Origin of the sequence: Kordia zhangzhouensis, from assembly GCF_001005305.1 — a bacterium.
In the GTDB taxonomy this organism is placed as follows: Bacteria; Bacteroidota; Bacteroidia; order Flavobacteriales; family Flavobacteriaceae; genus Kordia; species Kordia zhangzhouensis.
The window spans coordinates 310,267-323,431 of record NZ_LBMH01000003.1 but is presented as its reverse complement, the minus strand read 5'-3'; the positions used below and the strand labels follow the sequence as shown (position 1 = coordinate 323,431).

The 13,165-nt window shown below is 33.5% G+C and carries 12 protein-coding genes; 4 read left to right on the top strand and 8 right to left on the bottom strand.

Annotation, left to right across the window (positions count from 1 at the left end):
• Positions 1-7: 7 nt before the first annotated feature.
• Positions 8-493, bottom strand: coding sequence for an energy transducer TonB (locus AA088_RS04770; RefSeq protein ID WP_046743806.1), 486 nt, complete (start codon positions 491-493; stop codon positions 8-10).
• Between the two features lie 349 nt (positions 494-842).
• On the opposite strand from AA088_RS04770, the gene AA088_RS04765 reads away from it, so the two are divergent.
• Positions 843-1,139 carry an isoamylase early set domain-containing protein gene (locus AA088_RS04765; protein WP_046744150.1) on the top strand — a complete coding sequence of 99 codons (297 nt, stop codon included), beginning with the start codon at positions 843-845 and terminating at the stop codon, positions 1,137-1,139.
• Positions 1,140-1,191: 52 nt separating this feature from the next.
• On the opposite strand, the gene AA088_RS04760 is transcribed toward AA088_RS04765, so the two are convergent.
• The 7 genes from AA088_RS04760 to AA088_RS04730 form a co-directional block, all read right to left on the bottom strand.
• Entirely contained in the window at positions 1,192-1,785 is a 594-nt protein-coding gene (locus AA088_RS04760) for a GNAT family N-acetyltransferase (RefSeq protein ID WP_046743805.1), read from the bottom strand.
• A 32-nt stretch (positions 1,786-1,817) separates the two neighbouring features.
• Positions 1,818-2,669: an energy transducer TonB gene (locus tag AA088_RS17545; protein ID WP_052752784.1), complete on the bottom strand. Its 852-nt coding sequence runs from the start codon at positions 2,667-2,669 to the stop codon at positions 1,818-1,820.
• A gap of 25 nt (positions 2,670-2,694) precedes the next feature.
• Positions 2,695-3,519, bottom strand: coding sequence for a thymidylate synthase (locus AA088_RS04750; protein ID WP_046743804.1), 825 nt, complete (start codon positions 3,517-3,519; stop codon positions 2,695-2,697).
• Between the two features lie 116 nt (positions 3,520-3,635).
• Positions 3,636-5,672 (bottom strand): NupC/NupG family nucleoside CNT transporter, encoded by a 2,037-nt coding sequence (locus tag AA088_RS04745; protein ID WP_241483382.1) that lies wholly within the window; start codon positions 5,670-5,672, stop codon positions 3,636-3,638.
• A gap of 15 nt (positions 5,673-5,687) precedes the next feature.
• Positions 5,688-6,338, bottom strand: a complete 651-nt coding sequence (locus tag AA088_RS04740; RefSeq protein WP_046743803.1) for a bifunctional nuclease family protein — start codon at positions 6,336-6,338, stop codon at positions 5,688-5,690.
• 90 nt (positions 6,339-6,428) lie between these two features.
• Complete coding sequence (locus AA088_RS04735) at positions 6,429-7,397, bottom strand: electron transfer flavoprotein subunit alpha/FixB family protein (protein ID WP_046743802.1); 969 nt, start codon at positions 7,395-7,397, stop codon at positions 6,429-6,431.
• Between the two features lie 63 nt (positions 7,398-7,460).
• Positions 7,461-8,207, bottom strand: a complete 747-nt coding sequence (locus AA088_RS04730; protein ID WP_046743801.1) for an electron transfer flavoprotein subunit beta/FixA family protein — start codon at positions 8,205-8,207, stop codon at positions 7,461-7,463.
• Between the two features lie 592 nt (positions 8,208-8,799).
• Between AA088_RS04730 and AA088_RS04720 the strand changes: the two genes are divergently transcribed.
• From AA088_RS04720 to AA088_RS04710, 3 genes are all read left to right on the top strand, one after another.
• On the top strand, positions 8,800-9,777 hold the full coding sequence (locus AA088_RS04720) for a pyruvate dehydrogenase complex E1 component subunit beta (protein ID WP_046743799.1): 978 nt from the start codon (positions 8,800-8,802) through the stop codon (positions 9,775-9,777).
• 45 nt (positions 9,778-9,822) lie between these two features.
• Positions 9,823-12,375, top strand: coding sequence for a DUF5686 family protein (locus AA088_RS04715; protein WP_046743798.1), 2,553 nt, complete (start codon positions 9,823-9,825; stop codon positions 12,373-12,375).
• Between the two features lie 233 nt (positions 12,376-12,608).
• Positions 12,609-13,136 (top strand): inorganic diphosphatase, encoded by a 528-nt coding sequence (locus AA088_RS04710; RefSeq protein ID WP_046743797.1) that lies wholly within the window; start codon positions 12,609-12,611, stop codon positions 13,134-13,136.
• Positions 13,137-13,165: the final 29 nt, after the last annotated feature.

Sequence of the window (13,165 nt, the reverse complement as noted above, 5' to 3'; positions counted from 1 at the left end):
TAAATAATTATAATTTAATTTGACTAGACTTATGTACTAAGGTTTCAGAAAGATTGAGATATAAACTATAAGCTGCACTTACGGTGCGACCATCTTGTTTTCCAGGAGAAAATGTAGGTAATTTTTCTAAAACCTTTTGTATGCGAGCTTTTAAGAGAGTGTTTTGAGTACGAACGCCAATATTTTGTACAGAGCCTTGTTCGGTTACTATAAAACGCACATATACTTTTTGCTCTTTTTCTTTTTTGATACTAGCTGTTATTGCGTTGTCTTTGGCTAATTGTTCCATTACAAATGCTTTGATTTTATCATCTGTACACTTTGAAGCATTTGTGGTTGTTTCACAACCTTTCAATAATGGAGCTTTATCCAATACAGCATGATTTACACTTCCATCAGGAGATACTTTTACCACAGACATATTGGTTGCTTTTTGTGCAAAACTTACTTGGAAGAAAAGACACGCCAAAGCTGGAAAAATAAATTTTTTCATTGCAGAATATTTTTAATGATATAAATATACTTCTCTTTTTTTGAATTGTTCATTTTGTGAAGAGGAAAAGATAAAGTTTTACTATGAAATGCTACTTTTTTCGGATGAATTTAAAATTGATTTATGCTAAAAAGTTGAAAAATTACGAAAACGATATCGTTGAAAATCAGGAGGTAAAGGGCTTAAAATAGCGTTGTTAATCCTTTAATTAAAGTGCTTTTTTGTTGTAGGTTTTTAATTTAAAAAACCAATTTTTTATCAAAATCATAATTCTTTCATATTTATGAATTCTTTCATTTGTTTACCAAAAATTCTTCTATACATTTGATTGTATCAAATACTTGAAATTATGGCAATTAAGAAACAATATTTAAAAAGTAAACCTGTTTGCAAAGTAACCTTTAGTGTTGATGCAAAAGAGGCAGAAGCGGTATCAGTAGTTGGAAATTTTAATGAATGGAATACCGAAGCAACAAGTTTGAAAAAATTAAAAAATGGAACTTTTAAAGGAACTGTCGATTTAGAAAAAGATAACGAATATGAGTTTCGTTATGTAGTTGACGGGATTTACACAAACGATGCCGAAGCAGATGCTTACAAGTGGAATGACTTTGCAGCTGCCGAAAACGGAGTTTTAAGTTTATAATCAGAATTTGACACTTAAAAAAGCCTTTTGCATTTCAGTAAAAGGCTTTTTTTTATAATTTTTTTAGAAGTTCTCGTTTGACACGGCTAAACCATTCGTGGCGCAAAATACTTAGTACTATACTATCTCTTCTTGTTGTAGGTGTAGCGCAATTACTGCGAAGTACGCCTTCTTCAGTACAACCAATACTCTTCATAGCAGCAATGCTTCTTTTATTTTTCAAATCAGCTCTGAATTCAACTCGTTGTACTTTCATATGTTCAAAAGCAAATTGAAGTAATAAAAATTTACAATTTTTATTGAGACCAGTTCCGTGAAAATCCTTTCCATACCAAGTATATCCTAAGGAAACAGTTTGATGAGTTTGGCTAAAATCATAAAAACGGGAGCATCCAGCGTACGTATTGTAACGTTTGTCATATACAATAAAAGGATAGGCGTTTTCGTCTTTTCTGTCTTGCAACGCTTTTGCGATATAACGCTTTAGATTTTCTTCACCATCTGCAGGAGTTAAAGAATATGTCCAAAGTTCAGGTTCATTTATAGAATAGGGTAATAAAAACTCAAAATCTTCAGTTTTTAATGGGCGTAATTGTACAAAACCATTGTCTAAGATGTAATTCTTTTTAAAATCTAGTAAAATCATAACTAAAAGATTGTCAATCTGTTAAAAAGGTACTACTTATTTCGCTTTCTTTTTTTTCTTTCGTTAACTTCTTTTCCTTGTACATTAAAGACAATAGGAAGCGCATAATTAATGCTTACGGGAGTATTTTCGATAATAGCAGGTTGCATAGGTGGAAGCATTTTTATAACTCTAATTGCTTCTTTTTCCAGTTGTGGGTGCGGCGCTCTTGAGCGTATTTCTTCGACTCCACCTTCTTTATTAATTTTAAAAACAACATAAATTCGATTGATGCCATCGAGCCCTAGTTTTTCTCCCAAAGTGTTGTCAAAATTTTCACCAACAAACTTAGAAATGCTTGTAGTCATGCATCGTTTTCTTTCTTCATTGGAAGTTGTTTTTTCACAACCAGGATATATAACTCCAACTTCAGGGCCGCTAAACGGAATTCTTTTTGGAGTGTATTCAGGTAAAGGAATTAATTTGTTTTGTTTGCGATCAACGACTAAATACAAGTGGCTGCGAAAGGATACTTTTTTGTCAGTATCCGCATGTGGAGCAAATGGTAAATCTTTTAAGGAAAAGCTTAAATCAATATCAAAATAATTTAACTCACTTTCGTGAAAATTCATAGAAGATTTTTCAATTTCTAAAGATTGATTTTCAAGAAAATACAATTTAGTATTCATGAAAATAGTATCTTTTTCTGTTTTCGCTATTACCTTTTCCATATCTATTTTTGTCAATGCATTATAAGCAACAGTTCGCAGTTTTTCTTCACTACATTCTGTAGGTTGCTCAGTGTTTTCACAGCCTTCTGCATAGACAGGTTTTGGAAGTGAGTTTTGCGTAAAACTGATTGTTATACAACAAAGAAAAAGGAGGGTAAAAAGATATCTTTTCATAAAATAGATTTGCTTTCAAATTCAATTATATCGCTACAGCGCCTTTAATGTGTGGATGATGCTGATAATTGACCAGTTCAAAATCATCAAACGTAAAGTCAAAAATACTTTTTATAGTTGGATTGATTTTCATAGTCGGTAGCGGGTAGGGCTCACGAGTTAGTTGCAATTGAACTTGCTCAAAATGATTACTATAAATATGAGCATCACCAAATGTGTGAATAAAATCACCATACTCATATCCGCACACTTGTGCTATCATCATAGTTAGCAATGCATATGAAGCAATATTGAAAGGAACACCTAAAAATACATCGGCACTTCGCTGATATAGTTGGCAAGATAGCTTACCATCAGCAACATAAAACTGAAAAAAGGCATGACAAGGTGGTAATGCTGCTTTTCCATTGGCAACATTTTCACTGAAAGAAACACTGGTGTCAGGCAATACACTTGGATTCCATGCAGAAACAATCATTCTACGGCTGTTAGGATTGTTTTTTAAGGTTTCAATTACTTCTGCTAATTGATCAATGCTTTCACTATTCCAATTGCGCCATTGATGCCCATACACAGGTCCAAGATTGCCATTTTCATCTGCCCATTCATTCCAAATACGGACACCATTTTCCTGTAAGTATTTTACATTAGTATCTCCTTTTATAAACCATAATAATTCATGAATAATCGATTTGAGGTGTAATTTTTTTGTGGTTACCATAGGAAAACCTTCGCTGAGGTCAAAACGCATTTGATAGCCAAATACACTTTTGGTACCTGTTCCTGTCCGATCTCCTTTTTCATTTCCATGTTCAAGTACATGTTTTACCAAGTCTAAATATTGTCTCATGATGCTTCTGATTTTAAAAGTGTTGCAATGCAGTTTTGTAGTTGGTAAAAATAAAAAAAACGCGCTGATTTTTAACCAACGCGCTTGTATTTTATCAATAGGTTATTAACGAGAATTTATCCCACAATCATTCCAGCTATTGTTGCAGATATTAAAGAAGCAATTGTTCCTCCAATCAACGCTTTCATTCCAAACTCAGACAATGTTTTTCGTTGTCCAGGAGCTAAGGAACCAATTCCACCAATTTGGATTCCAATTGAAGCAAAATTAGCAAAGCCGCATAACATGTATGTTGCCATGATGATAGACTTGTCAAATTTTAAATGACCTATATTTTCAGGGTTTTTTAAATCAGCCAATTGTATGTAACCTATAAATTCACTTGCAGCTAGTTTTACTCCTAATAGCTGCCCCATTTGCATGATGTCTTCCATAGCAACACCAATAAGCCACATAAGTGGGGCAAATATTGTTCCTAGAACTGCTTCTAATGAAAATCTTGTATAAGGTGTGTTTTCTGCCATCCAACTATTTAGAGAAGTCACATCTCCAATCCAACCAAAAATTCCATTAATCATCGCAATAAATGCAACAAATACTAGCAGCATTGCACCAACATTTACGGCAAGCTTTAAACCTTCTGTGGTTCCATTGGAAATAGCGTCCAAAATATTAGAACCTATTTTTTCTTGAGAAACTTCTACGTTATTATCAATTTTCTCTGTTTGCGGATATAAAATTTTAGAGATAACGATTGCTCCTGGTGCAGCCATTACGGAAGCAGCAAGTAAGTGTTTAGCATAAAAAAGGCGCATGGCAGGATCGTCACCGCCTAAAAATCCAATATACGCAGCTAATACAGCACCGGCTACAGTTGCCATTCCACCAATCATTACTAATAAAATTTCTGATCGAGTCATTTTCTCCAAATATGCTTTAATTAGTAAAGGAGCCTCTGTTTGTCCTAAGAATATATTTCCTGCAACAGATAGACTTTCTGCTCCCGAAATTCCTAATATTTTAGTTAATACCAAAGCCATACCTTTTACTACTTTTTGAATGATTCCTAAGTAGAATAATACAGAAGTAAGAGCAGAGAAGAAAATAATGGTAGGTAATACTTGAAACGCAAATATAAATCCATAGGAGTTTACATCCATAACACCACTAAATAGAAATTCACTTCCAGCGCGTGTGTAATCTAGAATATTAATAAAAACTTGTCCGACACTTTCGAAAATAGTTTTTACGAATCCAACTTTTAAAACGGCGATAGCTATTATCAGCTGAAACGCTAATCCTAGTCCAACCGTTTTCCAATTGATAGCTTTTCTGTTTTTACTAAAGAGGAATGCAATAAAAATTAATGATAACATTCCCAAAACACCTCGCCAAATGCTAGTAAAAGAAATTCCTTGACTTTCAATGATTTTACTTTCTACTTTTGCTGGCGGAATATAATTGGGATGGTTTTTTGAAATGAAAGTGTAAATTTGATTGCCATCCTTTTTTAATTTGAGCATTTGCTCGGTTTCTTCAACAACTTCATAATAGACATCAATGTTGGTTGGAGTTTTTTGCTTGAAAACTAATAAATCATTGTTTTGTAGCCAATATCCTTTGTTATAACCGCCGTCTAACACACTTTCGTACGAACCGTTGTTTCTTAGTGTTAAAAAGTCACTTCCTTTATTAAATTCAACAGTACGCTTTATACTATCTGGATATTTTCTTAAATCTTCATAAATGATGTTGCTATACAGTTGCCAACTCGCAACAGAATTGTCTGTGACTTTATTTTTTTTAAATTGATAAAAAACATCCTTCTCTTTAAAAATCAGTGTAGAATCATTGAGTGTAGTAATTTTATATTTACGGATTGTATCAGTGGGTTCATTGTAATAGAACACTAATAAATTGTTTTGATAAATATAATCTCCATTGGCGCTCAAATTATTTTTGGCAGCAAGTTGGTATTGAAATTCACCTGCTTCTAGGATGAGTTTGTCTTTGGGAGATGTTGGAACCAGAGATTCTCCTGCTGCATTTTGTATATCACTAAAGTTCCAGCGTCCATCAATTTGAACTTCTTGTGCATTCAAACTAAAGAGCATTGCAAATACGGTTAGAATGCTTAGAATAATTTTTCGCATGTGATTATAGGTGTTTTATTTTTCGTTTTCTTGTTCTCTTTTAGAGATTTCATCTCGAAGTCTAGCGGCCTTTTCATAATCTTCATCAGCAACAGCTCCATCAAGCATGGTATATAACTCTTGAAGAGAAACTGCAGCTAGAGAATTATCGTCTGTAGTACTTTCTACGATATCTAAATTTTCATCGTCTGCAAATAATTCATCGACTACAATACTTTCCTTTTCCGCTGTTTCCTCTTCTTCTTTAGAAGTAAGTTTTAAAAAGATTCCAGCTTTGTCTAAGATAGTTTTGTAGGTAAAAATTGGTGCATCAAATCGTAGTGCTAAGGCAATTGCATCAGAAGTTCGTGCGTCAATAATTTCTTCAATCTTATCGCGCTCGCAGATAATACTTGAATAAAATACACCATCTACAAGTTTGTGAATAATGACTTGTTTTACGACAATATCAAAACGATCTGCAAAATTTTTAAAAAGATCATGAGTCAATGGTCGTGGTGGTTTGATTTCCTTTTCAAGTGCAATTGCAATTGATTGTGCTTCAAAAGCGCCAATAACAATTGGAAGTTTTCGGTCTCCATCTACTTCATTCAAAATTAGCGCATACGCTCCATTTTGTGTTTGGCTGTATGAAATTCCCTTAATATTTAGTTTTACTAAGCTCATTTGTCTCTAAATGCATTCACATAAAAAAGGCTGTCTAAAAAAGGGTTAACTTGTTTTAGACAGCCCTTAATGGGCACAATTTAAAAAAAATTATGCGTTATTTGCTTTAAATTCTTTCAATTTTTCAATAAGCTGTGGAACTACTTCAAAAGCGTCTCCAACAATCCCGTAATCAGCTGCTTTGAAGAAAGGAGCTTCAGGGTCAGTATTGATTACAACTTTTACTTTAGATGCATTAATACCAGCTAAATGCTGAATAGCTCCTGAGATTCCAATAGCAATGTATAGATTAGAAGCAACAGGCTTTCCAGTTTGTCCAACGTGCTCACTGTGTGGTCTCCAGCCTAAGTCAGATACTGGCTTAGAACATGCGGTAGCTGCTCCTAATACATCTGCTAATTCTTCTACCATTCCCCAATTTTCAGGGCCTTTTAATCCTCTTCCTGCCGATACTACAATTTCAGCGTCAGCAATAGTTACTTTTCCAGTAACTTTATCTAAAGATTCCACTTTTACGCCAAATAATGCGTCGTTTAAACTTGGAGAGAATGCTTCTGCAGCAGCGTTGCCTGAATTTTCAACCAATCCAAAAGCATTGTTTGAAACACCAACGATTTTTACATCAGAATTGATTTCTGTATGATTAAACGCTTTGTTGGTAAATGCTGTTCTTTTTACAACGAAAGGACTTGTGCTTTCTGGAGCCGCTACAACATTAGAAGCATATCCTGCACTTAAATTCACAGCTAAAATTGGTGCTACAGACTTACTGTCAGCACTTGAACTTACTACAACTACCTTTGCAGCTTCTTTTTCAGCGGCTTGTTGAATTGTAGCAGCGTAAGCTTTTGCATTGAAGTCTTTCAATGTATCTTCAGATACTTTTAATACCTTATCAACACCATACTTTCCTAATTCAGAAGTATCGTCAACATTAATGGCTACTGCGGTAACAGTAGTTCCTAATTGATTTGCAACTTCTTTGGCGTATGAAGCGACTTCAAAAGCTGCTTTTTTGAATTTTCCTTGTTCTGATTCTGTATATACTAAAATTGACATAATTTTTTTAATAATGTCCTGATTTTATTCAGGATGGGTTAAACAAATAAAACGATTCAGTGATTAGATCACTTTTGCTTCATTGTGTAGTAAATTAACCAATTCATCAATATTATTGGCATCTACTAATTTTACGGCTCCTTTTGGAGCTGGTTTTTCAAATTTTACAGCAGTAGTCTCAGCAGCAGTGTCAGCAGCTTCTATTACATTTAGTGGCTTTTTACGTGCCATCATGATTCCTCTCATATTCGGAATACGAAGATCACTTTCTTCAACCAATCCTTTTTGTCCACCAATGACTAATGGAAGCGATGTTGAAGAAGTTTCTTTTCCACCATCAATTTCACGAACAGCCGTAGCATTAGTACCATCGATTTCTAGACCAATACAGTTATTAACGAAGTTAGCACCTGTCAATTCGGCTAACATACCAGGAACCATTCCACCATTATAATCAATAGATTCACGACCTGCAATTACTAAGTCGTATCCACCATTTTTTACAACTTCAGCTAATTGTTTTGCAACAAAAAATCCGTCTGTAGCAGTTGCATTCACACGGATTGCACCATCAGCACCTATCGCTAATGCTTTGCGTAGTGTTGGTTCAGTTTCAGCGCCGCCAACATTTACAACATCAACAGTAGCACCTTGTTTTTCTTTGAACCACATGGCACGTGTTAATCCAAATTCGTCATTTGGGTTAATAACAAACTGTACACCATTGGTATCAAATTTAGTATCACCTTCAGTAAAATTGATTTTTGAAGTAGTGTCAGGTACGTGACTAATACATACTAATATCTTCATTGGTATTATATATTTTTTATTGTTTTGAATTTTTTACGAAGATACTGATAATTTCTTTAAAATTACTATGCATGCATAGTAATTTTTTGTATAATTTATTATTTTTCAGCTGCTTTTTTTAAGAATCATCAATTATAGTGCGCTTTTTCTCATAATTTACGATATCTAACGGATGGAGATTTAATTTTATTTCATGAAAATCGTTCATAGTTATTGGTCAAAACCGAGTAAAAATTCAAGAGCTACCACTGCAAAATATTTTGGGGGTAGAACTTAAGCGTACTATGTTTTTAAGCTTCCATTGGCTGATATGCATTTGGAAATGAAAACGAATATAAAGGAAGTAATGACTTCTGAGTATGAATACATATTATTGGATTTATTTGAGTTTCCAGTGTCAGTGAAAGATGTGATAAATGAATTTTCCAGTATTTTTGATATCGAAAAAGAAGAAGATTTTCAAAGAGTTACTCAATTCTCTAAAGAAATCATAAAAACACTCTTCTTTAAGAAATGTTTGATTTTGTAATTCTCATTATTAGAATTAATTGTTACTTTTGTTTTTCACTTTTTTAAAAAACTACATCATTCGATGAGAACAATACAGTTTAGAGAAGCGGTAGCCGAAGCTATGAGCGAAGAAATGCGCAATGACGATAGCATTTATTTAATGGGAGAAGAAGTTGCTGAGTACAATGGAGCCTACAAAGCATCAAAAGGAATGCTAGACGAATTTGGACCAGATAGAGTAATTGATACTCCTATTGCAGAATTAGGATTTGCTGGTATCGGCGTAGGTTCTGCTATGAATGGCAACCGACCAATAATTGAATTCATGACCTTCAACTTTTCACTAGTTGGAATTGATCAAATCATAAATAATGCAGCGAAAATGCGTCAAATGTCTGGGGGACAAATTAATATTCCGATTGTTTTTCGTGGGCCAACTGCATCTGCAGGGCAATTAGCAGCTACACATTCACAAGCCTTTGAAAGTTGGTATGCAAACTGCCCAGGATTAAAAGTAGTAGTTCCTTCTAATCCTTATGACGCTAAAGGTTTATTAAAAACTGCAATTAGAGACGATGATCCAGTAATTTTTATGGAATCGGAACAAATGTATGGAGACAAAGGAGAAGTACCTGAAGGCGAATATACAATTCCATTAGGAGTTGCTGATATTAAGAGAGAAGGAAGCGATGTAACAGTTGTATCTTTTGGTAAAATTATCAAAGAAGCCTACAAAGCTGCCGATGAATTGGCAGAAGAAGGAATTTCTTGCGAGGTTATCGACTTGCGTACAATACGTCCAATGGATCATGATACAATCTTAAAATCAGTAAAGAAAACAAATAGATTGGTAATCTTAGAAGAAGCTTGGCCGTTTGGAAATGTTTCTACAGAAATCGTATACCAAGTACAAGCACAAGCATTTGACTATTTGGATGCTCCAATTCAAAAAATAAATACAGCAGATACACCAGCACCTTATTCTCCAGTATTACTTGAGGAATGGTTACCAAACAAAAATGATGTGATCAATGCTGTAAAAAAAGTGATGTACAAATAAAAATGTACTTTTAACATTATAAAAACTTCATCGGCATGTTTGTTGATGAAGTTTTTGTTTTTAAAATCAAAAAAATTGAAGACTACATTTTATTGTTTTTTAGCCATTTTTAGCTGCCTTTCAGCATTTTCGCAAACAAAAGTCAGTGGAGTTATAAAAGATTCGTCAGGAGAACCAGTACCTTTTGCGAATGTTGTATTTAAAAATTCTGTAGAAGGAACAATCAGTAATGAAGATGGAAGATTTTATTTAGAATCAGATACAACATATGATGTAGTTGTTTTTTCTTTTGTAGGATTTACAACGAAAGAGATTAAACTTACCAAAAAAGTAAACTACAATATGGAAGTGGTCTTGGAAGATGGTGAAAAGCTAGATGCTGTAGTCATTGTTTCAGGAAAACAACCCAAAAAGAATAATCCAGCAATTGATATTTTACGCAAAATTTGGAAGAGAAAACGATTTAACGGAATTCGACAATTTAAACAATATGCTTATGACAAGTATGAAAAAATAGAATTTGATCTCAATACAATCGATAGTGCGATGATGAAAAGCCGATTGTTTCGAGGAATGGAATTCATTTTTCAAGAAATAGATACTTCAAGCATTACAGGAAAAACATATCTGCCTATTTTTATCAACGAAGCTGTTTCAAAAGTATACGGAGACAATGTTAAAAACAAAGAAAAAGAAGATTTAATTGGTAACAGAAACTCTGGTTTTAGCAGTAATGAAACCGTAACTTCTTTTGTAAAAGATTTGTATGCAGATTATGATATTTATGATAACTATTTAAAGTTTTTTGACAAAAGTTTTACAAGTCCGTTATCGCGAACGGGAATCAATACGTATAATTATGTATTGGTTGATACTGCTTACATTGATAATAAATGGTGTTATAATATTGTGTTCTATCCACGAAGGAAAAATGAGCTGACTTTTAAAGGAGATTTTTGGGTAAATGATTCAACATTTGCCATTAAAAAAATAAACTTACAAGCTAGTAAAAGTGCAAACATCAACTGGGTAAAAGAAATATACATTGAACAAGAATTTGAAGTATTGAACGATTCTGTTTTCCTGTTAAAACGTGATTATATGTTGTCAGATTTTGCTCTGAACAAGAAGGAAAAATCAAAAGGAATTTATGGAAAACGAACAACTCTTTATGACAATTATGTGTTTGATGTAGAGAAATCAGATGATTTTTACAGTAAAGAGATCAATCCTTTTAATGAAGACATCTACGAACGTAGTGAAGAATTTTGGGCTGAAAACCGAATGGAAAAGCTCAATAAAGATGAAAAAGGAGTATATGAAATGCTCGATACTTTAAAAACAGTTCCTAAATTTAAGCGTCTATACAATTTGGCATCTATTTTGGCTTCTGGCTATATAGAGTTTGATCAATATAATATAGATTACGGACCTATATTTTCCACGTTCGGTTTTAACGATGTAGAAGGAATTCGTGTGCGTGCAGGTGGACGAACATATTTTGGACCCAATGATAAATGGCGTATAGAAGGTTATGGGGCATATGGATTTAGAGATGACAAATTCAAATATGGTATTTCAGGAAAATGGTTGCTCAATCCAAAAAATAGACTTATCATTTCTGCTGGAAATCGTCGAGATGTAGAACAAACAGGCGTAAGTTTAACGACAAATGATGATGTGTTAGGAAGAAGTTTTGCCTCGTCTGCATTATTGGCTAGTGGAAATAGTGATCGATTAACAGATATTAATTTAACGACTTTTGGGTTGCAAATGGAACCATGGAAAAATGTGACGTTAAGTTTAAATAGCTCATACAAAACAACCAAATCAGCTTCTCCCAATACATTTAGTCTATCATACATTGATCCAAATTCTCCAACAGGAATTGCAGACGAATTACGTCAAACAGAAGTAAATTTTGCGATTGATATTACTCCGGGAAGGAAAACGATTCGTCATGGAGTAGAGCGTAAAATTGTAAATGACGATTTTCCTCGCATATTCTTAAAATATAGTCAAGGGATAGAAGGAGCATTGAACAGCGACTTCAACTATTCTCGTTTACAATTCTTTTACAGACAACCATTTCAAGTAGGTGGATTTGGTCGTTTATACACAACAATCGAAGTGGGAAAAACATATGGAGAAGTTCCACTAAGTTTATTGAGTGTAGTACCAGGGAACCAATCGTATTTCTCTATTTACAATACATTTGCGCAGCTAAATTACTACGAATTTGTAACAGATACGTACGCTTCATTACATATTGAACATAACTTTAATGGACGTATTTTTTCAAGGATTCCACTATTGAGAAAATTAAATCTACGTGAAATCGTAGGAATTCGAGGTGTTTGGGGACAAATATCTAACGATAATATTGCATTAAATACTCCAGCATTTCAAAGCTTACCTTTTAGAAGTTTAACACCAGAAGGAATTGCTCCTAATGATAAAATTTATTGGGAATACTCATTTGGAATTGGGAATATCTTCAAAATATTTAGAATCGATTTCAATTTCAGAGGAAATTATAAAGACAATATTGATGCGCGCCAATTTGGTGTCACAGGAGCCTTTGGTTTTCATTTCTAAAAACCTATAAAAGAAATACATATAGTAAATATGTAATTTTTTTCTCTTTGCTTTCTTGGGCAAACTTGAAAAGATTCTCTATTGAATTAAAAGAGAATAAAAAAAGAGGTTCTTATAAAACTTAAAGAAAAGGTAACATAGAAACTCAAAATTAAGAGGAAACCTAATTGGTCAATCTCTGTGTTTTACGTACATTTGCAGCCGATTTTTACAAAACGTATAACAAAAGAAATATGACAGCGAAAGAAAAGATAACGTTTGATGCACTAATTGAAATTCCAAAAGGAAGTAGAAATAAATACGAATATGACTTCGATCTTAAGAAAATTCGATTCGACAGAATGTTATTTTCGTCTATGATGTACCCAGGAGATTATGGATTTATTCCTCAAACATTAGCTCTTGATGGCGATCCGCTTGACGTATTGGTTTTAGGAACAGAACCTACATTTCCAATGTGTGTAATGGAAGTAAAACCAATTGGAGTATTCCATATGGCAGATGAAAAAGGACCAGACGAAAAAATTGTGTGTGTGCCAGTAAGTGATCCAATTTGGAATAATTATAAAGACATTGAAGACTTAAATCCGCACCGAATAAAAGAAATTACACACTTTTTCCAAGTATATAAAGATCTTGAAAAGAAAAAAGTTGATGTTGGTGGTTGGGGAAATGCTGAAGAAGCCTACGAAATTGTTGATAAATGTATTGAGCGTTATGAAGCGAGCGAGCATAAAACAAACGGAGACTTCACAATATAGAAACATGACAACATAAAATATGTAAAAAA

Bases quoted from the DNA above. Each gene is read 5' to 3' on its own strand.
- AA088_RS04770 (WP_046743806.1), bottom strand. From the start codon at position 493: ATGAAAAAATTTATTTTTCCAGCTTTGGCGTGTCTTTTCTTCCAAGTA.
- AA088_RS04765 (WP_046744150.1), top strand. From the start codon at position 843: ATGGCAATTAAGAAACAATATTTAAAAAGTAAACCTGTTTGCAAAGTA.
- AA088_RS04760 (WP_046743805.1), bottom strand. From the start codon at position 1,785: ATGATTTTACTAGATTTTAAAAAGAATTACATCTTAGACAATGGTTTT.
- AA088_RS17545 (WP_052752784.1), bottom strand. From the start codon at position 2,669: ATGAAAAGATATCTTTTTACCCTCCTTTTTCTTTGTTGTATAACAATC.
- AA088_RS04750 (WP_046743804.1), bottom strand. From the start codon at position 3,519: ATGAGACAATATTTAGACTTGGTAAAACATGTACTTGAACATGGAAAT.
- AA088_RS04745 (WP_241483382.1), bottom strand. From the start codon at position 5,672: ATGCGAAAAATTATTCTAAGCATTCTAACCGTATTTGCAATGCTCTTT.
- AA088_RS04740 (WP_046743803.1), bottom strand. From the start codon at position 6,338: ATGAGCTTAGTAAAACTAAATATTAAGGGAATTTCATACAGCCAAACA.
- AA088_RS04735 (WP_046743802.1), bottom strand. From the start codon at position 7,397: ATGTCAATTTTAGTATATACAGAATCAGAACAAGGAAAATTCAAAAAA.
- AA088_RS04730 (WP_046743801.1), bottom strand. From the start codon at position 8,207: ATGAAGATATTAGTATGTATTAGTCACGTACCTGACACTACTTCAAAA.
- AA088_RS04720 (WP_046743799.1), top strand. From the start codon at position 8,800: ATGAGAACAATACAGTTTAGAGAAGCGGTAGCCGAAGCTATGAGCGAA.
- AA088_RS04715 (WP_046743798.1), top strand. From the start codon at position 9,823: ATGAAGTTTTTGTTTTTAAAATCAAAAAAATTGAAGACTACATTTTAT.
- AA088_RS04710 (WP_046743797.1), top strand. From the start codon at position 12,609: ATGACAGCGAAAGAAAAGATAACGTTTGATGCACTAATTGAAATTCCA.